This window comes from Paenibacillus sp. WC2504, assembly GCF_052682475.1.
Genome location: NZ_JBQZFH010000001.1, coordinates 2204076 through 2229708, shown reverse-complemented (window position 1 = coordinate 2229708; position 25633 = coordinate 2204076). Strand labels below are relative to the sequence as shown.

The following is a 25633-nucleotide window of genomic DNA, read 5'->3' as shown; positions in this document are numbered from 1 at the left end:
TGATTGTTTATCTTTCGTGCCCGCTTCGATTCGCCAGAAAAAACTGCAGAATCTCCGACTGCTCGCCATTCAAACTGATCAAATTCGTCTGCAGAGCGACGCTAGCTACTCCCGCTAAATCTACAGGATGTAGAAGCTGCTCGCGCACTTCCTTATCGACGCATAGACCCGGGAGGAAACAGAGGCCTGCCTTGTTCAACACAAGCTTCTTGGCCGTCTCTGCGTTATCGGTTTGGATTTCGATAGCTGGAGGTTTATCCAAACTTTGAAACAGCCTGTGAATTCGCAGCCAATCGAGCGAGCCGCATTCGAAAAACACAAAGGGATGGTCGACGATCAAATCAAGAGACACCTCTTTTTGACCAACAAGCGGATGGTCCGCATAGGCATATAAACGGATAGGATCTTCGTAAAATTTGACCGAATGCAAATTAGGATGGCTGATATTGCGTACAAAACCGATATCCAGCTCTTTATTCAGAACTTTAGACATGATTTCGTCGGTCCCCGCTGTTGTTAATTTGATTTGAAGTCCCGGAAACTGATGTTTCAGCTTAGGCAGCAATTCCGGCAGCATATAGTTGGAGGCAGACACGGTGCAGCCCAGTCGAAGCTCTTGCGGATCCGTTCGCTGGCGCTGGATGTGCTGCTTGCCTTTCTGATACACCTGCAGCAGCTGCTGCGCATAAGGCAAAAACTGCCTGCCTTTCTCTGTCAGCTGCACTTGCTTGCCCAAACGGTCGAACAGCCGAATGTCCAGCTCGCGTTCGAGTGATTGAATACGGGCAGTAACCGATGGTTGCGATAAGAACAATACTTCTGCTACTTTATTAAAACTGCCGTAGTGATACACATAAACAAATGCCTCGATATTTTCAATATTCATACGCGGTACCCCAGATCAAATAGAATAAGATGAGTCTGCATCCAAGCACAAAAAGACCTCCGAGCACTCCATCTGACCAACATACAGATCAAGGCTTCACAGGTCTCCGGCTGCCCGGTTGACAGCTATTGAATTATTCTATACTTTACCGATAAATACCAAGTATGTCAATCGGAATTTACACATTTATAATAATGGATCGTGGCAAGCCACAAAATGTTCTTGGCTGACTTCGCGGAATTGCGGAACTTCCGCAGCACATCTTGCGGTCGCAGCAGGGCACCTCGTGCGGAACCTGCAGAATGACGGGGGACTGGCCGGTGACGGAATTTCCCCCTCAATGGCTTTGAACGAGCGCTGCCGAAGTGGATCGGGAGCCGGGATGGAAGCCACCAGCGCCCTTGTGTAGGGATGTGCCGGATGGCGGAACAATTGCTCGCTGGGCGCAATTTCAATCAGCTTGCCTAAATACATGACGCCGATACGGTCAGAGACATACCGGACAACATGCAGGCCATGACCGATAAACAGCATCGTAAGGTCTAGCTGCTTGCGCAGTTGTTGCAGCAGATTAATAATCTGCGCTTGCACGGACACATCGAGGGCCGAAACCGCTTCGTCCGCCAAAAGGAATTTAGGTCCCAGAGCAATCGCTCTCGCAATGCCGATACGCTGGCGTTGTCCGCCGGAGAATTCATGCGGATAGCGGTCATAAGCACTTGCATCAAGTCCCACTTGGTGCAGCAGTGACTCTACGGATTCTCTTCTTTCCTTTCCCTTCCGTACACCATGAACCGCGAACGGTTCACCGATAATATCCCCTACCTTCCAGCGAGGGTCGACGGAGCCGTGCGGATCTTGGAAGATCATCTGCATGTTCTTCCGTTGTTGACGTAGTAGTGAGCCTGACAATGCGCCCAGGTCCTGATTCTCAAATAAGACAGTACCGGAGGTAGGCTCCTCCAAATGAAGCAGCATCCGCCCAAGCGTCGACTTGCCGCTGCCCGATTCGCCGACCAGACCGAATGTTTCACCTTTTCGAATCGTGAAGGATACATCATCGACAGCTTGAATCCATTGCCGATCCCTTGAAAGGAAAGCGCGCTTCACTGGATAATGTTTCGTAACATGGCGCAGTTCAATAAGCGGTACATCCTTCGGCACAGCATCCTGCTTGGAGTTCATTTCACCAAGCGTAGAGCGCTCATGAACTTCAAGTTCAAGAACCTGCTCTGGTACCCGGGCATCTTGCAGTTCCGGCAGCTGATCGGCATACCAGCAAGCCGATTGACGGCCGCCTCGATCCTCCAACGCCGGCGCCTCACGAGCGCACAGCTCTGTTGCATATGCACAGCGGGGATGAAAACGGCATCCCGAGGGGAGATTGTTCATACCGGGTATCGAACCGGGGATGGCATAGAGCGGCTGAGCGCGATCACTGTCTAGTGTTGTAATCGAGCGTAATAGCCCCAACGTGTACGGATGCCGTGGCTGAGTGAATAAATCCACTGTTGTCGATTGCTCGACGATTTGACCGGCATACATGACAATGATCCGGTCTGCCATCTCTGCTGCAACCCCAAGATCGTGGGTGATCAGCAAGATGGACATATTGAACTCGCTCCTCAGCTCTTGCAGGAGCTGCAGAATTTGCGCCTGAATCGTGACGTCCAGAGCAGTTGTCGGTTCGTCTGCGATCAGCAGTTCCGGTTTGCCGCTTAACGCCATCGCGATCATGGCCCGTTGGAGCATCCCTCCAGACAGCTCGCCCGGATACTGCTTAAGTCGAAGTTTCGGCTCTGGAATGCCTACTCGCTGAAGCAGCCGGACAGCCTCAATCTCTGCCTCTCGGAAAGTGATATGACGATCATGGCGCCTAATTGTCTCTGTGATTTGGCTGCCGATCGTAAAAACAGGATCAAATGCCGCCATCGGTTCTTGAAAAACCATGGCAATTCTTTTGCCCCGCAAGGAACGCAGTTTTTGCTGCGAAAGTGTAGTGACATCGACATCGCCAAGCTTGATCGTGCCTGACGTTATCGTCCCGTTCTCATGTTCAATTAAACGCATGATCGCTTTGGAAGTAACGGACTTACCGCTGCCAGATTCACCGACCAGACAAACAATCTCACCCGGCTGAATCGAAAAACTGATATCGCTGATAGCCTGCATCACATTTCGATTTACAGCAAACTCTACACCAAGTTGATCTACAGATAACCATGCACCCATCCTCTGTCCCCCCTATGATGGCCGTTTCTTGGGATCAAGCTTATCGCGTAGTTCATCGCCGAGGACATTAATAGACAATACAAACAAAGTAATGGCCAAACCCGGAAACGTACATATCCACCAAGCTACGGTTAAATAACCCCTGCCTTGGGAAAGCAGAGCGCCCCAATCAGGTATTTCTTTTAGCACGCCAAGCCCCAGAAAACTGAGACCGGACCCGGTCAATATCGAGGTTCCCACGCCTATAGCCGCCATAACCAGCAGCGGAGATAACGAATTCGGCAGCACATGCTTCATGAATAAAGAAAGCTGTGTCGCCCCGATGGATCGGGAAGCGGTAATGAACGGACGATTTTTCACGCTAAGGATCTGCCCGCGCATGACACGCGCATAGTTAGGAACTGCCGCTAAAGCAACAGCGAGAACGATATTCCAAAGCCCAGGACCAAGCGCCGCAGCAATCGCTAGCGCCAACAACACGCTGGGAACTGTCATAACGATATCATTGAGTCGCATCAGCACACGGTCCGTCCATCCTCCGAAATATCCCGCGTAGGCGCCGATTAGCCCTCCCAGCAGCCCGCCAACAATAACAGAAGCAAAACCGATAAACAGAGACTCCCTGGCACCGTAAACAATGAGACTGAACACATCTCGGCCAAAATAATCCGTCCCTAGCACATGGACGCCACCCGGAGGAAGCAAGATTTGATCTGCTTGCATGTCGGTCGGTACGTATGGTGCAATCCACCCGGGCACAATAGCGCAAATGATAAGAAAGACAACGATAACCGTTGACACATATAAAATAAAACGTGAAGGGCTCAGATTCAGATTCTTACGGTGAAGGGTCAGACCGGTTCGTTTGACCCGCCATAAGGGTTTCGCGTTGACTGCTTCCCTCATCTTAGGCATCCTCCTTAAAGTTTTCGTTAGAAAACTGACTTCGTAAGCATAAGCTTAATTTTGGAAACGTCTAACCCTCGGATCTATATAGGCATAAGAGATATCGACAAGAAGATTCACCAAGATGTAAATCATTGCGGAGAATAAAATAACCCCCTGCACGACCGGTAAATCCTTGGCCATAATCGCGTCCGCGATAATTCTCCCGATGCCTTGACGCGAGAAAACCGTCTCAATGACAACCGTGCCCGCCAACATCTCTCCAAGAAGAATCCCCAGCATCGTAACGGCTGGGATCAAGGCATTGCGCAGCGCATGACGGTACATGACCGAGCGCTCGAGCAAACCCTTGGCACGAAGCGTTGTAATGAAGGCTTCTCCAAGCACTTCCAACATGGTGTTTCTCACCATGCGAACAATAAAACCCGCTCCCAGCATGCCCAAAGTCACGGCCGGCAGAACCAGCGTTTGCCAGCCGTTAGAGCCAAGCGCAGGCAGCCAACCAAGATACACGGAAAAGATGAGAATAAGTAAAATCCCTGACCAGAAAGTCGGCATGGAAATACCGAACAACCCGACAATTCTGGCGATGATATCAATGGGTTTATTGCGGTGAATCGCTGATAAGACCCCGAGTACAAGACCAACTGTAACAGAGACCAGCGATGCTGCCGCTGTTAGTGCCAGTGTCGCCGGGAAGTGCATCATGATTTTGGGCAGAACAGGCTCTGAGTTTACCAAGGATTTACCAAAATCTCCGATAAGCACATGGCTGAAATAGGTCATAAACTGCTCCAAAAACGGTCGATCTACCCCAAGCTGATGACGTAAATTCGCAATCGCTTCAGGACTCATCGCGCTCGGATCAATGATGTTCATTACAACATCTCCAGGCAGCACATAAAGAACGCAGAACACTAAAATCGAAGAACCCACAATAACGCCTAAAGAGCTGATGAATCGTACGATGATTGCGTTAACCATCCGAACGGCCTCCTTACTTTTTGAGGATAGACGCGTCATTGAACAGTGGGTAGCCTAATGCGTCGAATTTGATGCCACTTACATTTTTCGAGACAGCAACGGTGTAGGGGAAGATGTAAACAGGAATAATGACCGCATTGTCAATAATATAGTTCTGTACATTTTTGTAAATTTCCTTACGTTTCGCTTCATCCGCTTCCACAACACCTTGTTCGAGCAGCTTATCGATAGCCGGATCCGATAAATGAGAAAGGGATGGGCGGGCGTTCGGTGCGGTTGTATGGTAGAACGAATTCAAGGCTACTGGATCGGAATTCACTTGGCTGTTGCCGTAGAGATCATAGGCTTGAGCTGTATAAATGACACTTTGAACGTCCTTCGTAATTTCAACTTCGACGGATACGCCAACTTTCTTAAGCTGCTGCTGGATGATGGCGGCAATGTCATTGCGCTTCTCCCTGTTCGGCGAACCGTCTACATAATGCAGCGTCAGCTTTTTGCCGTCTTTCTCTCGTACGCCGTCTGTTCCTTTCACCCAGCCCAATTCATCAAACAAGCGGTTCGCTTTGTCCAGATCCGGTTTTATCTTATTTTCAAGCGATGCATCGTAACCGAAAATCGTAGGTGTCAAAGGCGACCACGCACGCTGATAGGTGCCCAGGTATAACGTTTTGACAATGGAATCAACATCAATGGCGGATTGCACAGCCTGACGTGCCTTTACATCATTCCAAGGAGCTCTGCTTTGGTTAAAAAAGAGCGTATACGGCAAGCCGCTTGTATTCACTTGCAGAAGCTGAAGCTTGGCATCGTTTTTCAGCGCCACGATATTTTGCGGTGGCACCGTTTCTGCCGCCGTGACCTGCCCGCTCTGCACACTGCCAAGCCGTGTTGCTTCTTCGGGAATTATTTTGAACGTAATCGCGTCCAGATAGGCTTTGCCTTTATTGTCAACCAGCGCAGGCGCCCAGTTATAATCCGGATTGCGCTCGACCTTAATTTCGGAATTGTCTTCCCATTTAACGAATTTGAAAGGCCCGGTACCCACGGGATTTTTACCGAATTGGTCGCCGTATTTCTTCGCTGCTGTTGGAGATACGATGCCGAGCATCGCTTGGCTTAAGTTACCCAGGAAAGCTACGGATGGCGACTCCAGATTGATCTTAATCGTATACTCGTCAATTACTTCCGAGGATTTGTAAGGCTTAAGCAGAGCAGAAGCATTAGCTGCTTTCGTGGCTGGATCAAGAATACGATCATAGCTGTACTTCACAGCTTCTGCATTAAAAGGTGTCCCGTCCTGAAATTTCACATCTTTGCGCAGCTTGAAAGTGTAGCTTTTACCATCCGGCGAAATGGACCATTCCGTTGCCAGCCACGGTTTAATCGTGTTGTCCGGCAGCTGCACGACCAGACTGTCATAGATCGTCCGGAATACTCGAACGGCAACGGCTAAACCGCTGCGATGCGGATCGAGCGTATCCGGCGAGGTTGCCAGAGCAAATGAAATTTCACCTCCGCTCACCGCCTGCCCGTTCCCTGCCGTTTGAGCCGAGCTTGCAGGCGAAGCCGATGGGCTTCCTGAGCCGCCGGCTCCTGCGCAAGCCGACATCACTGTAATGGCTACTGCCAGCAGTAACGTGACTGGTATATTACGTAATTTCCTCATCGTGCGCACACTCCTATGTCAAATAAATAGATTTAAGCGGACCAAACGCTGCTTGCAATCTCCCTGCGAAGCACTGGTGCAACCTCAGAAGCAAACCACGCCATCTGCTCGCGCTGCTCAGCTTCTGTCAGGCCGTCTACACTTATCGACATGACCTGATGGCCGTAAGCGGCCTGATAGGTCAATATTTTCTCAATAACACGCTCAGGACTGCCCACTAGCAGAGGCCCGTTTGCTAAGTTATCCTCCAGACTAGTAAAAGGCGACTGGTTATGTTTAGCTGAATCCGTAGAATGAAATGCCTCATAATACGGACGATATCGCCGAATAGCTTCCTCTGTTGTTTTAGCCAAATATAATGTGCCTGCCCCTGCTCCAACTACAGCTCGCTTAGGATCATGTCCGTAATAAGCCCATCTCTCCCGGTAGTGATCGATCAACGCTTTGTACTTCGGTAAGGGATGAAACGTATTGGACGAAAAAATCGGTTCGCCATATTGGGCGGCCAGCTCCGTGGAGAGCGGCGACGAGGCGCTGCCATGCCAAATTGGAATCGTAGATTGAAGCGGTCTAGGCAAAATGGTAACTTCCCGCAATGGGGGCCGATACTTGCCATCCCAGCTGACATTTTCTTCGCTCCATAATCGTTTGAGCAGGGCGTATCTTTCGGCAAGCGAATCCCATTGCTCTTCTTCTTTGATGCCAAATAACGGATAATGCCGGGGGTCATTGCCTTTCCCGATAATCAACTCCAATCGGCCTCCCGATAGATGATCCAACGTGGCATAATCTTCGGCGACGCGAACGGGATCGAGGACACTAAGCACAGCGACCGTCGTCAGCAGGCGAATGCGCGAAGTGTGTGCAGCAATAGCCGTCAGAAGCACGGCCGGTGAGGAAGAAAGAAACGGAGGCCCGTGTCTTTCCCCGATACCGTAGGCGTCAAATCCGAGCTTCTCGGCATAAATGGCCTGCTGGAGAATGTTCTGGAACTTCTCTTGCGTTGTCAGCGTTTCCCCCGTAACCGCATTGCGGATATTCATCACTAAGCTGAATAAAGCGAATTTCATCCTTTACCTCCTTGGCGATGCCGACGAATGACCTCGGCATGCAAGGGAGGATTCACGATTTTACGCAGCAAATACATCGTGCCGTCGCCATTGCCCCGGTCAATAGCATCAATGCGTTCATAGCCTTTTCGTTCGTACATATCCAGCAGCCATGGATGTTTCTCCGCTGTGGCAAGAGTGACAGCCGATTCGCCCAGTTCATCGCGAATGATAGCTTCTTCCACCCAAGCCAGCAGCTTCGTGCCAAGTCCGCCGCCCTGCGCATCAGGATGGACCGCGAACCATTTGAGAAACGGGTACTCCCTGTTCCACTTGTTTCCAGCCTCCTTGGATAACGTTAGCGTTGCGGCAATCTGTCCATCCTTTTCCAAAACGTAGCAGGCATTCTTTGCGATATTTTCTTCGATTAATGCCAAATCAGCATGTGCTGCGGGCCATTGCAGCTTCAGCTCGCGTATCGTGATATACGCATCGTAGATGATTTCCAGCAGCCTCTCGGCATCCCTGGACTCAGCAAGACGATAGGTTTCGCTCATGACGAGCTCACCTCTCGCTGATTTGCGCTGGCATAAGAGCGTTTAATGCGATCGATTTGGGAAAGATGGTTATTCACATGCTTCGTAAAGCCTTGAATAATGTTCGTAATACTTACGGTGTCGCCTTTCGCATTGATACCGGTTTTTTGCCAATCCTCGTCGTTTAGACGTTCAAATAATAAGCTGTTATACCGGAGCAATTGATGAAAGATCGTCAAATTATCGGCAGCAGCGCCGTCATTCGCCTTTTGCCCGCTAACCCAGGCATCCTGGTTAAAAGCAGGCAGTCGAACCGTCGTCCCCGCTAAAATGTCACGAATACGGAAGGAAATGACAAGGCTATGATCGGCCAGATGGGTCAAAACCTCCGTTACGCTCCACGAAGCAGGGGCCTCTTTCCAGCTTAATTGTTCCTGGCTTAACCCTTCTACAGCGCCAAGTAACTGGTTATACGTATCCAAATAGGGTTGAATGTCAGAATGGCTCATCGTTTTATCCTCCTAATAAATGAATAGTTCATCTGCTGCGCAGTCCTATGCAATTGTTTCTACGTCGTTCAACGCTTCTGCCAGTCTTTCGTACGAACGAACTCTTTCTGCGAAATCCTCGATTCTAGCTGTCACGATGAATTCCTCTACACCTGTGAGTCGTTGTAAATCTACCAACTGTTCACGAACTGTTTCTTTGGAACCGCGGGTGACTTCCGTCGTTTTCTCCTCAATGGTGTACGGCTCATTCGCCTGTCTGCCGAATTCCTCCGCTTGCTCCAGAGTACCAACAGTCGCTTTCTTGCCGCTGGCCAAATACACTTTGTAATGCTTCTGTTCGAAAGCAAGCTCATGGGCAGCTTGATCTGTGTCTGCTACAATGACGGACAAAGCAAGTATGGCCTGCGGTGATCGATTAAACTTTCTCTGAAAGTTAGATTTATACACCTGTATAGCTTCAATTGCCGCTGATCTGTCCCCGTTAATCGATAAGGAAAAGACATAGGGAAGGCCTAACGAAGCAGCAAGCTGAGCGCTATCGAGGCTGGCTCCAAGCAAGTAAACATCAGCCGGAATGCCGGCAACAGGCGATACTTTAATACCGTGCAGCGGATGACTCTCCGGAATTTGATTGTTCACGTACGCCTCAAGCTCTACGAGCTTTTCCGTCAGCGTCTGTGGCTCCGTCACACCACGCTGCAGCGCCTGTGTGCTGCGAGGCAAGCCGCCCGGCGCTCTCCCAACGCCCAAATCGACTCTTCCCGGTGCAAGAGAAGCCAATACGTTGAAATTCTCAGCAACTTTATAGGGGCTGTAGTGCTGAAGCATAATACCGCCTGATCCGATGCGGATTCGTTCTGTTTTAGCGAGCAAATGGGAGATCAGCACTTCCGGTGAAGATCCGGCGAGAGATTCGGAGTCATGATGCTCCGACACCCAAAATCGTTGGAAGCCGAGCTCCTCCGCTTTTTGAGCTAACCGAATGGTTTGGGCAAGCGCCTCAGACGCTGTACTCCCGGGGTAGATCGGACTTTGATCCAAAATGCCTATTGATATCGTCATAGGGGTACCTCCTAGATGGAATATGAGAGTTCTGGACGAATGCGGCTCAGAAACTGTTTGGTTCGCTCTTCTTTGGGACGGTTAAACAGCTCGTTCGGCTTCCCTTCCTCGACAATGGCGCCTTCGTCCATAAAAACCACGTGAGAGGCAACGTCCTGCGCAAAGGTCATTTCATGGGTAACAATAATCATCGTAATGCCTTCTTTGGCAATCTTCCGGATGACCGCGAGCACTTCGCCAACAAGTTCAGGATCTAGTGCCGACGTCGGCTCATCGAATAAAATAACTTCAGGATTTAGCGCCAATGCTCTTGCTATGCCAACTCGCTGCTGCTGTCCGCCGGACAGTTGGGAGGGATAAGCATCCAGCTTCTCCCCAAGACCGACCTTTTGCAGGAGTTCGACGCTAATTCGCCGGGCGTCTTCTTTGGGAACCTTTTTGACAATCAGCAATCCTTCCATCACGTTCTCAAGCGCTGTCTTGTGGCGGAACAAATTATACTGTTGGAACACCATCGCCGTCTTTTGGCGCAGCTGATGAATCTCCTTTTTAGTTGCTTTTTTGCATTCCACGTTAAAATTATCAATCATGATCGCGCCGTCATTCGGCTTTTCCAAATAATTCAAGCATCGAAGCAGTGTCGTTTTTCCTGAACCGCTCGGCCCCAAGATGGCGACGACTTCGCCTTTGTTAACCGTAAGATTGATGCCTTTGAGCACCTGGTTGCGACCGAACGATTTGGTAATATTGGATAAATGAATCATGAGGTGCCTCCTTTCACAACGCGATCCTATTTTAAACATATAATTCCGATGTAATTACTTAGAATTAAATCTGATCTAACCTTATCATCCTTTATTAGCTCTCGTCTAATAGAGTTCTTCTATACATCGATTTAATAATTCAATACACCTTTGCGAAATGCCGGGATTTTGCTTATGCGACGCCGCTGCGGTTGTATGTATTCAAACGTTTTTCCAATAAAGCGGAGATGTTTTCGGCGAGAATGGTTAAAATCCAGTAAATCACAGCCGCTGCGATGTAGGCTTCAAGGTATTTCCAATTCCTCATCGCTACGACGTGTGCAGTGCCGTTCAACTCCTGCAGCGATATCATAAAAGCAAGCGAAGAGCCATGCAGCAAGCCAATGAATTTGCTCAGCAAGTTCGGCAGGCTTACGTGCAGCGCTTGCGGGAGGACGATACGCCTCATTCCCTGCCAGGTTGTCATGCCAACCGAGTAGCCGGCTTCGAGCTGCCCTTTGGAAACGGACAAAATGCCCGAGCGGATTGTTTCCGACATGTAGGCGCCGATATTCAACGTGAACGCCACGAAAATGAACAGGATAAGCGGGATCACGCTCGAGCGCACACTCCAGCCATATCGGACTGCGAGGTAATCAAAGATCATGGGAATAGCAAAATAAACCAGCATAATATGCAGCAGAAGCGGCGTGCCCCTGAAGAAGGATACATAGAACTGCGCCACGCGATGAATATATTTGATTCTGTACATTCGGATAAAAGCGACAATCCCACCAACAATGAACCCGGAAAACAAGGGGACAATGGAGATAACCAGCGTTAGCGGCAATGCCTTCAACATGGCTCTAAAAGCTTCAAACATAAACGTGAAATCGATGTGAATGGCAGCTTCCTCCTTTTCCTCTAATCGAAAGCCGTGACGGCTTGTTCAAAGCGTTGAACTCTGCGCTCGAAACGATGGTACATGAATTCCATGAATAGGACCACGATATAGTAAATAATCGACAATGCGATCCAGATCTCAAGGAAATGATAGGTCGTACCCAGCATCTCCGCGCGCCCCACCAGATCCATAACGCCCAGCGTATAGGCAAGCGAGGTATCCTTCAGTGTGCCGATCGTCAGATTGGCCACATTTGGCAGCGCTACTCTCCACGCCTGAGGCAAAACGATTCGCGTCAGCACGGCATAGCCGCTCATGCCGATCGAATAGCCGGCTTCCGCCTGACCGCGATCTACGGCGTTGACCGAAGAGCGGACGATTTCAGAGAAATAGGCTGCGAAATGGAGCGCATAAGTCAGAATGACAAAGACTAACGGCTGAACATCGCTCACGTCAATTCCGACGGCTTTAAGCAGTTCCGGCACACCGTAATAGACGAGGAATAGTTGGATCAATATAGGCGTGCCTCTGGTATAAGAAATATAAATAATCACGAGCCGGTTAAGGAGGGGGACCCGGTATAGCCTTGGCAGTGCAATAACGAGGCCAAGCAGTATGCCGCATACAACGGAGGCCAGTACAATGAACAACGTGACGTGCAAGTAAGACAGCAGCTTCGGCAAGTACACCCAAATCAGTGAAAAATCAAACGGTTTTCCCATTATTGTGTCACGGTGAAATCTTCACCTAACCATTTTTTGCTGAGGCTTGCTAATGTTCCGTCTTTTTTGATTTCTTTTATCGCCTCGTCGATCTTGCTTTTCAGATCCGTTTCGTCTTTGCGCAGCACATAGTAAATTTTGGATGTGTAAAGGACTGGGCCAACAACTTTTTGCTGCGCATCCGCATCCTTATTGCGGCCTGCTACTTGGAACGGCGTCGATATGGTTGCGTCTACACGGCCTGTTTTTATCTGATTAATCACATCATTCGTTCCACCACTGCCGGAGAAGACCAGTTCAAAGGGGTTTCCTTTGCTCTTATTGTAATCCTGCAGCCAAACAGCGCCATTGCTCCCCGGAGAGGTGATCACTTTTTTACCCTTAAGATCTTCAATCGAATTCACCGTGTTGTTGTCTTTGTTCACAACGACTTTGCTCGGCCATACGTTATAGGCTTCGTCGTTGAACAGAAACTTGGCTTGCCGTTCGCTGTTCACTTCATATTGATTTACGGCCAGATCGACTTTGCCCGCTTCCAGACTCAGGAGGATATTTGCGAATTCCATCGTTTTAAATTCAAATTCATAGTCAGGCAGACGCTTATCAATCTCCTTCGTCAGCTCGATATCATAACCGGTTAAAACGCCCTTATCATCAAGGAAAGTCACGTCTTTAAAGGTGCCGCTCGTACCCACCACGATTTTTTTCACCTTCTGTGGCGCTGCGGCGGCTGGTGCTGCTGCCGGTGAAGCTGCTGGTGAGGCTCCTCCTGCTGCTGGCTGGGCCGTTTTATCTTCTTTAGCTCCGCAGCCTGCGAGTAGCAGGGCGGAAGCCAGGATAACGCTCGTCGATTTCAACAATTTCATAGATACATCCTCCTAGTTATTTATTAAGTTTGGACTACTGTTAGCGCCAAGCGATAAGCTTCGACCACCGTTGTTTGGTCAGCTGCAAAGAAATCGTACCGGGGCTCGCGTTCGAATCCCAGCCTCAGATAAAGCCGCACGGCGTCCGGCATGCGGCTCGACGTGTGCAAGCCAAGATAGGAGAATCCATCTTGCTTGGCACGCCTGGCACATTCTGCGATCAACGAGGTAGCAACGCCTTTGCTTCTCGCAGAAGGATCTACGCCGAGCAGACGGATTTCCGGATACGGAATCGTCTCGCTCAGCTTCTCATACAGACCCTCTTGAGGCGGGTACAGAAGCGCCGCCCCTACGAGCTTATCCTCCTGTTCGGCGACAAGACGCCACGTATTTTCCGTACGCTCCCACTGCGCCTTAATGTTGTTTATGTACTGTTCCCAGAACGCAGGACCAAAGCCCGGCTCATACTGGCGGTATGCCTCCACGGTTAAAGCAACAGCCTTCTCCCGCTCATCCGGCCTGGCCTCCCTTACCGATACATCGATCGCGGTTGACATGTTAGTTCCCCCTTACCGCTTCAGCCTGCCGGATGTAGCGGTTCTCGGGAACACGCAACCCCAAGTTGCCTCGCAGCGTGTCACTTTCATATTCCTTGCGGAATATCCCGCGCTCCTGCAGCACTGGCACAACCAAATCTACAAAATCAGCGAGCCCGTTCGGTACGACCGTTCGAATGTTAAAGCCGTCGGCAGCCCCACCCTCGAACCATTGCTGGATGAGATCAGCCACTTTCTCCGGCGTCCCGATGAAATTGCTTCTCGGCGTGGATGCCCGCAGCGCAACCTGGCGAAGTGTGAGCCCCTGCTCCTTGGCTTCCTGCTTAATGCGATCTGTCGTACTGCGGAAGCTGTTGCTGCCGAAATCGCCGAGTTCTGGAAACGGCTCATCCAGAGCATGCTGAGAGAAGTCATAATGCTCAAAATAACGGCCCAAATAATTTAATGCCTGATCAATCGTGACAAGTTCAGCAATTTCCTGATATTTGCGCTCAGCTTCCTCTTCCGTTCTCCCAACAATCGGGCCGATACCCGGGAAAATCAGAATATCATCCGGCTGGCGACCATAAGCTGCTGCTCGGCCTTTTACATCCTGGTAAAAAGCTCGCGCTTGCTCGAAAGTCTCGTGTCCCGTATACACAGCGTCCGCCGACTTGGCTGCTAAATCTTTCCCGGAATCCGAGGATCCCGCTTGGAAAACAACGGGGTAGCCTTGCTTGGAACGTGCGACATTCAGCGGACCTTGAACCGCAAAGTGTTTGCCTTTATGATTCAGAGTGTGAAGCTTGGCGGCATCGAAGAATACCCCGCTAGCTTTGTCTCGGACGAATGCATCGTCCTCCCAGGAGTCCCAGAGCCCTTTCACCACCTCAAGATGCTCCTCAGCAATCTCGTAACGCAGCGAATGATGCGGATGCTCGCCTTTGCCGAAGTTAAGCGCCGACCCTTCCAAGGGTGATGTGACAACATTCCAGCCCGCTCTGCCTCCGCTAAGATGATCGATGGAAGCAAACTGTCTAGCAACTGTGAATGGCTCACTATAGGATGTAGATAAAGTTGCAACCAGCCCGATATGGCTAGTCGCTTCGCTTAAGGCTGACAGCAGTGTCAGTGGCTCAAAACGGTTTAGAAAGTGCGGATTGGACTTTTCATTAATGAATAAGCCATCGGCGATGAACAAGAGGTCGAATTTCCCCTGCTCAGCTTTGCGAGCCTGCTCTTTATAGAACGCTAAATTGACGCTCGCGTTGGTTGGCACTTCGGGATGCCGCCAGAAGGATATGCTGTTTCCGACTCCGTTCAAATTAGCACCCAGCTTAAGTTGTCTCTTGGACATTGAAGTCACTCCCCTTTTACCATTAATACCGATGTGTATAATCGGATTTATTTTCATAGGATTACTATATCCCAACAAATGGTCGCAGTGTATATCGCATTCTTCTATTCATCTATTTAAAAGTTCTATAGGAGAAAATAAAAAAGAACCATCAGATTCATTCTTCCTGATGGTTTTTTAAGATTTGTTAGGGAACTAGGGGCCGTAATTCAGCGAAATAACGGACTGTCAGCTTTACGCTTCCCCATGCAAATTCGCAGCTACCGTGCTCTTAAACAAATTAAGTACAAGGGAGATGTAAAAACCCCCTCACAAATGCCATTCCCGTCGTCCCATCCTCCGGCGAGGGCGGCCCCAACTCCGCTATTCAGCGAAATAGCGGACTGTAGTTCCTAACTAAAGTTTTATTCTGCTTCGCTTGAAACTTGCATTTATCACGCGCTGTACCAATTCGTTTCTGTCATCGTCGAAACCGGAGTTTCCGCAAACTGACTGCCCGGATACGGAAGTTCGTAATGATCACGAAGGGTCGTTCCCGTGTACTCAGTTCGGAACAGTCCTCTGCGCTGCAGCTCGGGAACGACGAGGTCCAAGAAATCCTCCAGCCCGCCTGCCATCAGCTGCGGCATAATATTGAAGCCGTCGGCGGCTCCATTCTGGAACCAATGCTCCATCACATCGGCAATCAGTTGAGGTGTTCCTGTTATCGTCCGATGACCCCGTCCTCCGGCCAAACGCTCCAGCAGCTGGCGAAGCGTCAGATTTTCTCGATGAGCCAGCTCAACGATCAAGTTGGTACGGCTTTGATGGCCTCTCACTTCCTGTATTGGAAGTTGAGGCATAGGGCCATCCAGCGGATAACCCGTCAAATCAAAGCCGATTCGATTGGATAACATCAACAAGCTGTGTGCCGGGTTAGAGAGCTCCACAAGCTTCGCTTCCTTCTCTTTGGCTTCCTCTTCGGTGCGTCCGATAATCGGGCAAATTCCCGGCAGGATGACGATATGTTCCGGCAACCGATTCAGTTGAACCGCCCGCTGCTTCATATCTTTATAGAACGACTCCGCTTCTTCAAAAGTTTGCTGAGCCGTGAAAATCGCCTCCGCGTATTCCGCAGCGAACTGCCTGCCATTCTGCGAAGAACCGGCTTGGACGAGAAGTGGTCGCCCCTGCGGTCCACGGGATATGTTCAGCGGCCCCTTCACGGAGAAGTGGTCCCCTTTATGATTAAGCTCATGCACCTTCGAGCTATCGGCAAAAATGCCTGCTTCCTTGTCTCTGACAAGGGCATCGTCTTCCCAGCTATCCCACAACTTCGTAGCAACGTCCAAAAACTCCCGCGCGCGCTCATAACGCGCAGCGTGTTCCGGGATTTGCTCATAATTGAAATTTTGCGCTTCCGCATCTGTCCCAGACGTAATGATGTTCCAACCGGCTCGGCCGCGGCTAAGATGGTCGAGAGAGGCAAACCGCCTCGCCAGATTGAACGGCTCGTTGAAGCTTGTGGACACGGTCGCGATCAGACCGATCCGCTGAGTGACCACGGCAAGTGCCGACAGAAGCGTCAGCGGTTCATATCCGCCGATCGCCCCGTACTTGGCCGCGTTCGGACTGGTCGCTACGCGATCTGCAAAAAACAGCGAATCCAGCTTCGATGCTTCCGCTTTTGCAGCCAGACGCTGGTACAAAGAGAAATCAAGCAGCTGATCGAGATTCGACTGCGGATGCCGCCATGCAGCCTCATGGTGTCCCATCGGGGAAACGAACAAGTTCAGATGAAGTTGACGTTGTTTTTTGATCATAACGATACCACCTTGTGTGTGAAATTAGAAAAGGCTCCCGGCTAAGGACAACCGCACATGGAACTTGTACGATGACCTTATGCTAGAAGCCTTTGGTTGACCAATGGGCAGATAACAATAATTCTCATAATTTTACAATAGTTATTCCGATTATACAAGTGGGATAAATGAGTTTTGGTTTGGGCATATAAATAGGGGAATAGTAAGTTGGTCGTACTCATCTCATAAAAGCAATCAAATAAGAAGGCTAGGTGTGATAGGTGGAAAATAAAAAGTGGGACCTTTTATCAATTGCTTCTATACCACTTATTATGACACTAGGAAATTCAATGCTTATCCCAGTGCTGCCTTCCATTCGCAGCAAATTAGGAATAACGTCTCTCCAGGTGAGCTTATTGATAACGATCTACTCCGCCGTAGCCATCCTGCTTATCCCTGTCGCCGGTTATCTCTCCGATCGCTTTGGCAGGAAGATCATTATTATCCCGAGTCTGATCATTAATGGAATTGGCGGGCTAATATGTGGATTGGGCGCTTGGTGGATCGAAAATCCTTACTTGGTTATCATGCTGGGCCGATTCTTGCAAGGCATAGGTGCAGCAGGTGCTTTTCCAATCGTACTGCCGCTTGTCGGTGATATTTTCAAAAAAGAAAGTGATGTAAGCAGCAGTCTGGGCGTCGTGGAGACCGCGAATACCTTTGGCAAAGTTCTTAGCCCCATACTAGGGTCGGCTCTTGCTTTAATGGTATGGTTTGCTCCTTTTCTTGCCATTCCGGTTCTTTGTGTGATTTCCGCTGTATTAGTGGCATTTCTGGTCAAATCGCCAGCTAAAAAGAAGGACGAAAAGGTCACCTTTACCCAATTTCGAACCCATCTGAAACAAATTTTCATTCATAACGGGAAATGGTTATCGGCCATTTTTGCTATCGGATGTATATGTATGCTCGCAATCTTCGGAACGTTGTTTTATCTGTCTGACACGCTTGAGGATGAATACCATGTGAAAGGGATCGTCAAAGGCTGTATTTTAGCAATCCCCTCGGCGGCCTTGTGCATAGCCTCATTCATTACCGGTAAACGAATTGGTAGAAATAAAATGCTGATGAAATGGATCACATTTGGAGGAATCACATTAGCTGCCGTTACTTTTATCATAAGTGGTACGCTGCACGGCATCTCTTGGCTGATAGGTTTAATTAGTGTGGGAGGAATCGGAATCGGTGTAACCTTGCCATGTATGGATGCCATGATTACGGAAGGCATTGATAAGAGTGAGCGCGGAACCATCACTTCGATTTATAGCTCCATGCGATTTATCGGTGTGGCGATTGGTCCTCCGCTTGCTGCAATCCTTGTGAAAATCTCACCTCACTTTATGTTCTATACGATTACCGGTTTTTGTGTGCTTGCTGCTGTTTTGGCTCTATTCACGATAAAACCTGATCCGGATGGGAGCGCGGCTTAACTGAGAAAAGGCAGCCGATTTATCGTCGACTGCCTTCCTGCTTTAATTAAACTGCCAGCAACTTAAACTCAAGTTGCCATATTGATAGCTGCGATGAAGCAGCTTTGCCTGACGATTGGAATCGCCGGTTCCCATCGCGAGAAGCAACGGGATAAAGTGTTCGCTCGTCGGCACGGCTTCCTGGGCGAAAGGAGCAAGTTCGCGATAACGAAACAGCGCCTCCGTGTCCCATGCCTCGAGCTTGTTTTGGAGCCAGCTGTCGAACTGCTCTGCCCACTCATCAATACCACCAGACCGCCAATTCAATTTCCTTAAATTGTGGACGGTGCCGCCACTGCCGATAATGAGAACGTCCTGCTCTCTGAGCGCTGCCAATGCCTTGCCGATTTGATATTGCTGCTCGTTAGGCAAATTCCTGTTCACGGATAAAGCGACGACCGGGATGTCCGCATCAGGATACAGCAGCTTCAATACAGCCCATGCTCCGTGGTCCAGACCTCGCTCTTCATTTCGAACATTTTGAATACCTTGCTGTTCAAACAGCTTTTGAATCTGTTCAACCAGAGAGCGGTCGCTGTTGGCCGGATACGTCATTTGGTAAAGTTCATCCTGAAACCCGCCAAAATCATAAATGGTTTCATACGTTTCAGCAGCACTTACGTTCTGCACGGTTTCCTCCCAATGAGCGGAAAAGAGGACAATCGCTTTAGGTTTAGGTGCATGCTCCTTAAAATGCTTTAACAGTTGTGTATATGCGTTATCCTCAAGCACAATGGACGGCGCGCCATGCGCGAAAAAATAGGAAGGCATCATGCCTCTTCACGCTCCTTCGTAGTTATTAATTCAAGATCTTGTTTAAGCCAATTTAGAAAATCAAGCTGGTTTTCTTCCGATACGCCATGGTCCGTAGGATATAAATTAAACGTTAAGCGCGGCGTCTGATCTTTGAAATACGCTGCCGACTCATGGCCGATCCGAACAGGAAAAACGGAATCGTACTCGCCATGCGAGACAAATACGGATACTTCCTTCACGCTTTTCAGAGCATACTCTGTCTTCACAAAGTCTGGAATGTACCCGTTCAACGCAACGATCCCCTTCAACTTATCGCCCATCGTAAGCGCAAGCGACATCGATAATATCGCGCCTTGGCTAAAGCCCAGCAAATAACGCTTGTTCTGGTCGATCGGATACTTCTCGGTTGCATATTGAATGAATGCTTCAAGGTTCTTTATCGCTTCGTCAAACATCTCCCGAATGGGATTACCTAAACTTTTCAAACTATAGTACTGATAACCGGAGCCAAGAGGCAGATTGCCTCGAATGCCGATAATAATGAAGTCGTCAGCTAGCGGAGCGACCAGGCTAAACATATTTTTCTCGTTGGAGCCCTTGCCATGCAAAGTAAAGATGACCGGATATTTCTTGTCTGTGTCTATATTCGCCGGTAGATGCACATCATATGGGTACGTCGGATTCATTATAATCCTCCTCTGTTGTATGTTACGCGCTATGTTTTCTCATAATAAATCTGTCGACTGAAAGTGGAGACGTGTCTGCGACAACTAAATATAACGAAATCAACAGAAAGCCGAGATCAAGCTCGTAGCCTGGCGACTGTGCATTGCCAAGAAGTCCAACGGAAAGCTTCGCGGTAATAATTGCGCCGATCAGCATCACCACGAACAAGCCAGATACATAACGGGTAAACAATCCTGCAACGAGCATAATCCCACCCACAAGCTCAAGCCCCGCTACCGCATAAGCCAAAAATCCAGGGATACCGATTGAACTGAACCATCCTTCTACATTGCTTAGTCCCATTTGAAACTTGGCAATTCCGTGGGAGATAAAAATAATTCCCATTAACACACGCATGATCATTGAAACAAGTACTGTCTTTGTCATTCTAATTCTCTCCTCTTCATCAAAATATAAGTAATATAAAATTAATGTTTATATAAGTAATTTAATACAAGGAGCTCTAGCATGTCAATAGAAATTTTGCTAATATGTAATTAAGTTTTGTATTACTAATATTTGATGCGAGGTGCTGTCGGGATGGACATCGGCTCAACGATACGGGCTATTCGAAAGCGTAAGAATATTACCATTGCCCAAATTTGTGAAGAAACCGGCTTATCACAAGGCTTCATGAGTCAGCTTGAAACGAACAAAACTTCCCCCTCCATTGCTACACTTGAAAATATTGCACAGGTTCTAAAGGTGCCTTTGGCTTATTTGCTCTTGAAGAAAGAGGACCGCATGCATATTGTCCGCAAGGATGAACGAAGAATTACGACAAGCGGTTCCGACCATTTAAAAGTGGAGCATTTGAGCTCTACAAAAAATGTCAGGATGATGTTGGTAGAATTTCCTGTAGGTGCCTCAACGGGGGAGCTGCCTCATGCTCACGAAGGCGAGGAGGTTCATGTCGTGATCAAAGGAAGAGTGCATGCGGAGCAGGGTGAAGATGCGGCTGAATTCGGGGAAGGCGATTCGTTCAGTTGGAACGCCTGCACGCCTCATGTGGTGAGAAATATAGGAGATGACACGGCAATCGTGCTTATTTCTATTTATACAGAGACTGATGGTGGACGAGAGTTCATTTAAAAAAGCCCTCAAACCTAGCTTACGGCCAGGTTTGAGGGCTTTTTTTTCAGTAAACCAATGACGATAATACCGCTTTCGGCAATTTGCAGACTACACTGTAAGCGGGATTGAACATGTTCGCAATTTCATATTCAACGGCTTGCCCCATCAACAAGCTGGCTTCCGATGAGGTTAAGCCGCAATCTTCCTGCAGCAACCGTAACATCTCGGTCGTTGCATGTTGAAGCGCCTGGTCAAGCGGCCGTGCGTTGCCGATACAAAACCAATGTGTGTCGGTTTCGCCCCGCGGCCAACTTATCGTTTTCCCCTTTTGAACACTGACTGTGAACTGAACATCCATGGATATTTCGAGACCTGTGCCGATGATTTCGCCATCACCTTGCAAAGCATGACCATCTCCCAAATAAAACAACGCGCCTTCAGTCGACACCGGAAAATAGACTGTAGTGCCTGCGACCAGACCTTTATAGTCCATGTTTCCGCCGTATTCGCCACTTGTAGCCGTTGAGATGAACTGTCCTTTGGAGGGCGCTACACCAAAACAACCTAAAAAAGGCCGCAAAGGCAGCTTCAATTGGGCCAGACCCGGCGTTGGTTCCTTCAGATAAGCAACCCCCTGGGATAGATCCACTGTCCAATGCACGATATCCGCTGCCGGCAAAGTAGCCGCAACAGCTGGATCAATAACGGTTGGAGCAAGCATATTGGTTGTCCACGCCCACTCTCGGTTCGGTGTTATGGACTCGAATCGAATCGCTAGCGTATCGCCGGGCATCGCCCCTTCTACATAGAAAGGTCCAGTCATCGGATTCCCGCGGGCAGCTGCACTTTCACCATTTTGGTCCCAGCCTCTCGCATCGACTGTCGAGGTAATGACCGTATCCCCATCATGCACCGTCAATACAGGGGGATGATTGCCCATTGTATGATAATAAAGCTGAGGGTCGAACGTATGAATCATGGCTACTCCTCCATCTCGATAGGATCCTCTATTGATTCGACAGTTGTTATGAATTCCCTACTCGGGGTACCCCAATTAGGGGAACTGGGCTCCCTTATTTAAGACAAAACGCAGCAAATCAGAGCCTCAGGGGAACTACAGGATCCTATTCCGTCTCAAACGTACTGCATTCCCTCCAAAACAACGAAATAGCGGCCGCTAGTTCCCATTCTCTGGCCCAAGTGGCAGATTTGCCATAAATATCGCCCTGTAGTTCCCCTCGCCTACGAAAAATCCTTGAGGAAAGACAGTCCCCCCAGGTGCTCCAAAGTCAGGCACCCACCAACGTTTTAGCTTCTAATAAATGCCATAACAAACTCTTTTGAACATGCATTCTATTCTCCGCTTGCTGATAAATAATAGAGTGCTCCGACTCAATCAAATCCTCTTCAATCTCAAATCCAGGATGGATGGGCATATCGTGCATGATATAAGGAGAATAACCTCTTAAATTTTGCTTATTAATTTGAAATGGCATCATGGTGCGAATCCTTCTATTTTTCTCCTCCTGATAGTCGGTTTCATGAAAATGCTCCATATCAACCCAAGTGTCCGTATAAACAAAATCCGTGCTGCTAATAGCCTCAGCCATACTGCTCAAGGTTTCAACGCACCCACTTGCATAAGCCGTACGCATCAGCTCCTCATCCCATGAAGCTTCATTCACTATCGGAGTTACTAAAAAAAGTTTAATGCCTAATGTCACACAACCTGCTACCAGGGAATTGGCAACATTATTATGGATCCCTACATAGGTTAAAGTTACGCCATCAAAGCTGCCCTTTACTTCGTAGATCGTCATCAAATCAGCTAATGCCTGACACGGGTGGTATTTATCACAGCATCCGTTAATGACAGGGACACTCGAATATTTAGCTAACTCCAGTAAATCAGCATGCTTCTTTAAGCGAGCCATGATAACGTCACAGTCTCTTGAGGCATAACGAACTTCATACTGAATGGGGGATAGGCTAAAATTACTCGAATCCCAATCCATGGTTACAGCGTAACCGCCCATTTGGTTTATGCCAGACTGGAAAGAAAGATTGGTTCGGGTCGAAGTTTTCTGAAAAAGCATGAATAGCCCTTTTCTTTCGCATGATTGGTAAAAATCCGTTGGATTGCGCTTGATCTCAATCCCCTTTTGAATGATGGCTAACAAAGCATTCTTATCGAGTTCTTTTAAAGACAATAAATGAGGAGTCACGCGATCACCGCCCTGTATATTAATACATAATAATGAATATAAATTCATTCTATTGTAGGAATAAACCGGTGTCAACGGTTGGATCATTGCAATCCTAATAAACCCCCGTCGTCGGTGATTGCAAATTGAATCAACATCCCGCAGTCTCAAAAATCACCGACTGATCTCCCTGCTTCATTTTAACAGAATAATAATGTTCTCCTAGCGGAGACCTCTGAATGTGCTCACCGGTAACTGTGCAGGTGCGCACCCAATCCGGAAGCTTGACGACAGTATTCGTCTCCCGGTCAGCAGTTAGCTCCGCTCGGAACATCCCTGTTCTAGTGTCCCACTGCAACGTGACTTTGCCCGTATGAAATCTCCAGTGGGACAATTTCCCTCGCTTCAATCTTCCGGGCAGTGCAGGCAGCAGCTTGATGATTCCCGGCGATACCTGCAGCAGCATCTCTTGAATAGCGTTCACCCAACCCAGATTGGCATCGAGCTGCACGGGCGCCGTGGGCATGTTCATCGACAGCCCCATCCCCCGCCAATCATTATGCAGCGTGAACAAGTTGGGCAGCAGGCTGGCTCTCGACATCATATCCAGGCAGTCCAGCGAGCTTTCACCTTCGCCAAACCGAGCATAAATCGCAGCCATGTGTGCAAACGACCAACCGGTTTGCGCCCCAATTTCACGTTTTCTCACTGCCGTCTCAAAAGCTTGAAACAGGGCGGAATCCATCTCCCTAGTCACTTCGTGCCCTGGAAACACAGGATACAAATGTGACAAATGTCTGTGAGCATACCGGTCCTTAAAGTCTGTATGCACCCACTCGCTCACGGCTCCGTCACTGTTCACCCGATAGGCAGGCAGACGATCCAACATCTCCTGCCATTCCTCGACTTCCTGCCGGTGATCCCCAACCGCTTGAACCGCCTCTATCAAATGCCGCAACAATTCCTTCAAAATGGCGATATCCATCGTCGCATTTATCGCTGTAGGCATCGGATGCGCCAGCGGCTTGCCGTCCTTCGGCATGTAATTGAGGGGTGTATTTTCCGGTGATACAGATGGGTAGATCTTGTATTGGCCACTCTCGTCGAGGATAAGGAAATCTTTATAAAATTGTAGGGCTTCTCTCATGAACGGCAGCGCTCGCTTTTCCAGGAAGCCGGCTTCTTCCGTAAACTTTGCGTACTCAACATAATGTTGTGCCAACCATCCAGCCGCACCCGTCCAGTTTAAAATAACCGGAACGATCTGACTGGGTACACCGACGCCTGCTGTCGTGCCTGCTGGTATGTAGATTCCCCGGCAGCCGTACAGCTTGCTTGCATTATCGCGGAAATCCTCCATCAGCGACTCGTAATACCGGAATAGCGAAGGGGCCAGCTCGCTTAATCCACCGACATGCGCATGCCAATACATCATCTGGATGTTCTCGTTTGCCATGTTATGGCTCCAGACCAGACGATAGTCGCCTCCCCACAATCCATACAAACCGAAGGGCTCAGCCTCCTCCGCCGTTGAGGTGCCGCTAAGGAATAGATATCTGCCGTAAGCCCACATTTTCCGGATAAGGGTCTCAGAAGCTTCTCCTTCATAAGCATCCAGCAGCAACCGCTCGTTAGAGCGCGAGTCCGGCTCATCATCACCCAGAACAAGCTGCGCCGAGTAATAAAGCGGCCGATGCAGCGCGACATGCCGTTCCAGCAAGTGTTCGTAAACAGCGCCAACGTCCTTTTCCTCATCACGAAGCAGATCAGCAAGCTCCGACTTTAAACGAGGCCAGTCTTCCGCTCGCTTCCCATGTGTAAATACTTTAACCAGCACGAGCACTCGACTTGCTCCCATGAAACGGATTGCGCCCTCTGCTCCAGCGGATTGTCCGCCATCCGTTTGTCCACCTTCCTGCACAACCCTCAGCACAGCGCCAAAATCGGTTCCGTCATCGTTAGCTGCCGAGTACCACGCATAAGCTTCATCCGCCCCTGTTTCCACGGAGCTTTCCAGCTCCTTATACTCTGGCGTGTCCGCCCAGCGGTCGCTTGGATGAAGCTGCAAACCGATTTCGCCGGTTATGCCGCTCCCCCCTTCTCTGTCCATCGCATACACGATGCAATTATCGGCACGGGAAACGAACAGCGTCCGCTTATACCGGCAGTCCCCATCCTTCCAAGCCACCGTTATTTCGCCGCTATCCATATCAAGCGTGCGGCTGTACCCGCGAAAAGCCTGCTTGCTGGGCATCGTCAGACGGATGGCTGCCAGTGGAAATCGGGAGGCCAGCTTCGTCCCGTACCCCTGCTCCTTCAGGGCATTCGCCAGCTGCCAACTCGCTTCCTGATAGCGCCCCTCATCCATCAACTTCCGCGTCCGCTCAAGCGTGAAGCTGACATCGGGAAGCTCATCTCGCTGTCCCCAATGCCACAACTTCGCATGGTTGAGCAGCACCGTTTCCTCCTGAACACCACCGAATACAGACGCGCCAAGCACACCGTTGCCGGCAGGCAGTGCCTCGCGCCACATATTCCGCCACCAGGAGGCCGGGTAGCTCATCGTCAGCTTATCTTCGTTAGCATTTCCCAGTTGATCCGGCAT

24 protein-coding genes are annotated in these 25633 nt (G+C 49.4%); 2 read left to right on the top strand and 22 right to left on the bottom strand.

All coding sequences use genetic code 11. The annotated features are described in order from the left end of the window. Nucleotides 1-7: 7 nt before the first annotated feature. The 16 genes from ACUN27_RS09845 to ACUN27_RS09770 form a co-directional block, all read right to left on the bottom strand. Nucleotides 8-886: a LysR family transcriptional regulator gene (locus ACUN27_RS09845; protein WP_315951688.1), complete on the bottom strand. Its 879-nt coding sequence runs from the start codon at nt 884-886 to the stop codon at nt 8-10. A 186-nt stretch (nt 887-1072) separates the two neighbouring features. Next, nucleotides 1073-3118 (bottom strand): ABC transporter ATP-binding protein, encoded by a 2046-nt coding sequence (locus ACUN27_RS09840; protein WP_445558805.1) that lies wholly within the window; start codon nt 3116-3118, stop codon nt 1073-1075. Between the two features lie 12 nt (nt 3119-3130). Next, nucleotides 3131-4024: an ABC transporter permease gene (locus ACUN27_RS09835; RefSeq protein WP_326060320.1), complete on the bottom strand. Its 894-nt coding sequence runs from the start codon at nt 4022-4024 to the stop codon at nt 3131-3133. Nucleotides 4025-4078: 54 nt separating this feature from the next. Next, nucleotides 4079-5008, bottom strand: a complete 930-nt coding sequence (locus ACUN27_RS09830) for an ABC transporter permease (protein ID WP_315951693.1) — start codon at nt 5006-5008, stop codon at nt 4079-4081. A 13-nt stretch (nt 5009-5021) separates the two neighbouring features. Next, entirely contained in the window at nt 5022-6677 is a 1656-nt protein-coding gene (locus tag ACUN27_RS09825; protein ID WP_326060323.1) for an ABC transporter substrate-binding protein, read from the bottom strand. A 32-nt stretch (nt 6678-6709) separates the two neighbouring features. Next, nucleotides 6710-7747, bottom strand: a complete 1038-nt coding sequence (locus ACUN27_RS09820) for an LLM class flavin-dependent oxidoreductase (protein ID WP_315951698.1) — start codon at nt 7745-7747, stop codon at nt 6710-6712. Then, a complete protein-coding gene (locus ACUN27_RS09815) occupies nt 7744-8283 on the bottom strand; it encodes a GNAT family N-acetyltransferase (RefSeq protein ID WP_326060325.1) in 540 nt (179 codons plus the stop codon). Before ACUN27_RS09815 ends, ACUN27_RS09820 begins: the two co-directional genes overlap by 4 nt. After that, nucleotides 8280-8771, bottom strand: a complete 492-nt coding sequence (locus ACUN27_RS09810; RefSeq protein ID WP_326060327.1) for a DinB family protein — start codon at nt 8769-8771, stop codon at nt 8280-8282. The genes ACUN27_RS09815 and ACUN27_RS09810 overlap by 4 nt, the downstream gene beginning before the upstream one ends. 45 nt (nt 8772-8816) lie before the next feature. Then, nucleotides 8817-9833 (bottom strand): LLM class flavin-dependent oxidoreductase, encoded by a 1017-nt coding sequence (locus ACUN27_RS09805; RefSeq protein WP_326060329.1) that lies wholly within the window; start codon nt 9831-9833, stop codon nt 8817-8819. Between the two features lie 11 nt (nt 9834-9844). Beyond that, nucleotides 9845-10597: an amino acid ABC transporter ATP-binding protein gene (locus ACUN27_RS09800; protein ID WP_326060331.1), complete on the bottom strand. Its 753-nt coding sequence runs from the start codon at nt 10595-10597 to the stop codon at nt 9845-9847. Between the two features lie 172 nt (nt 10598-10769). Next, on the bottom strand, nt 10770-11480 hold the full coding sequence (locus ACUN27_RS09795; protein WP_315952233.1) for an amino acid ABC transporter permease: 711 nt from the start codon (nt 11478-11480) through the stop codon (nt 10770-10772). 20 nt (nt 11481-11500) lie between these two features. Next, entirely contained in the window at nt 11501-12202 is a 702-nt protein-coding gene (locus ACUN27_RS09790; RefSeq protein WP_315951707.1) for an amino acid ABC transporter permease, read from the bottom strand. After that, the gene (locus tag ACUN27_RS09785) at nt 12202-13068 is read right to left on the bottom strand and encodes a transporter substrate-binding domain-containing protein (protein ID WP_315951710.1); all 867 of its coding nucleotides are present in this window, start codon (nt 13066-13068) and stop codon (nt 12202-12204) included. The genes ACUN27_RS09790 and ACUN27_RS09785 overlap by 1 nt, the downstream gene beginning before the upstream one ends. Nucleotides 13069-13091: 23 nt before the next feature. Further along, entirely contained in the window at nt 13092-13625 is a 534-nt protein-coding gene (locus tag ACUN27_RS09780) for a GNAT family N-acetyltransferase (RefSeq protein WP_315951712.1), read from the bottom strand. Between the two features lies 1 nt (nt 13626). Further along, nucleotides 13627-14961, bottom strand: a complete 1335-nt coding sequence (locus ACUN27_RS09775) for an LLM class flavin-dependent oxidoreductase (protein WP_326060334.1) — start codon at nt 14959-14961, stop codon at nt 13627-13629. A 434-nt stretch (nt 14962-15395) separates the two neighbouring features. Continuing rightward, complete coding sequence (locus ACUN27_RS09770; protein ID WP_326060336.1) at nt 15396-16763, bottom strand: LLM class flavin-dependent oxidoreductase; 1368 nt, start codon at nt 16761-16763, stop codon at nt 15396-15398. Nucleotides 16764-17074: 311 nt separating this feature from the next. On the opposite strand from ACUN27_RS09770, the gene ACUN27_RS09765 reads away from it, so the two are divergent. Continuing rightward, nucleotides 17075-18229 carry an MFS transporter gene (locus ACUN27_RS09765; RefSeq protein WP_445558804.1) on the top strand — a complete coding sequence of 385 codons (1155 nt, stop codon included), beginning with the start codon at nt 17075-17077 and terminating at the stop codon, nt 18227-18229. Between the two features lie 42 nt (nt 18230-18271). Here ACUN27_RS09765 and ACUN27_RS09760 read toward each other — a convergent pair whose 3' ends face one another. The 3 genes from ACUN27_RS09760 to ACUN27_RS09750 are packed head-to-tail and all read right to left on the bottom strand — an operon-like array spanning nt 18272 to nt 20137. After that, complete coding sequence (locus tag ACUN27_RS09760) at nt 18272-19042, bottom strand: DODA-type extradiol aromatic ring-opening family dioxygenase (RefSeq protein ID WP_315951720.1); 771 nt, start codon at nt 19040-19042, stop codon at nt 18272-18274. Next, the gene (locus tag ACUN27_RS09755) at nt 19039-19710 is read right to left on the bottom strand and encodes an alpha/beta hydrolase (RefSeq protein ID WP_326060341.1); all 672 of its coding nucleotides are present in this window, start codon (nt 19708-19710) and stop codon (nt 19039-19041) included. The genes ACUN27_RS09760 and ACUN27_RS09755 overlap by 4 nt, the downstream gene beginning before the upstream one ends. A 22-nt stretch (nt 19711-19732) precedes the next feature. Continuing rightward, entirely contained in the window at nt 19733-20137 is a 405-nt protein-coding gene (locus ACUN27_RS09750) for a DoxX family protein (protein WP_315951723.1), read from the bottom strand. A gap of 153 nt (nt 20138-20290) precedes the next feature. Between ACUN27_RS09750 and ACUN27_RS09745 the strand changes: the two genes are divergently transcribed. Next, a complete protein-coding gene (locus ACUN27_RS09745; RefSeq protein WP_315951724.1) occupies nt 20291-20842 on the top strand; it encodes a helix-turn-helix domain-containing protein in 552 nt (183 codons plus the stop codon). Between the two features lie 46 nt (nt 20843-20888). On the opposite strand, the gene ACUN27_RS09740 is transcribed toward ACUN27_RS09745, so the two are convergent. The 3 genes from ACUN27_RS09740 to ACUN27_RS09730 form a co-directional block, all read right to left on the bottom strand. Further along, on the bottom strand, nt 20889-21803 hold the full coding sequence (locus ACUN27_RS09740; RefSeq protein WP_315951727.1) for an acetamidase/formamidase family protein: 915 nt from the start codon (nt 21801-21803) through the stop codon (nt 20889-20891). Between the two features lie 310 nt (nt 21804-22113). Further along, nucleotides 22114-23124, bottom strand: a complete 1011-nt coding sequence (locus ACUN27_RS09735) for an ornithine carbamoyltransferase (RefSeq protein WP_445558803.1) — start codon at nt 23122-23124, stop codon at nt 22114-22116. Nucleotides 23125-23179: 55 nt separating this feature from the next. Next, nucleotides 23180-25633, bottom strand: a complete 2454-nt coding sequence (locus tag ACUN27_RS09730; protein WP_326060346.1) for a glycosyl hydrolase family 95 catalytic domain-containing protein — start codon at nt 25631-25633, stop codon at nt 23180-23182.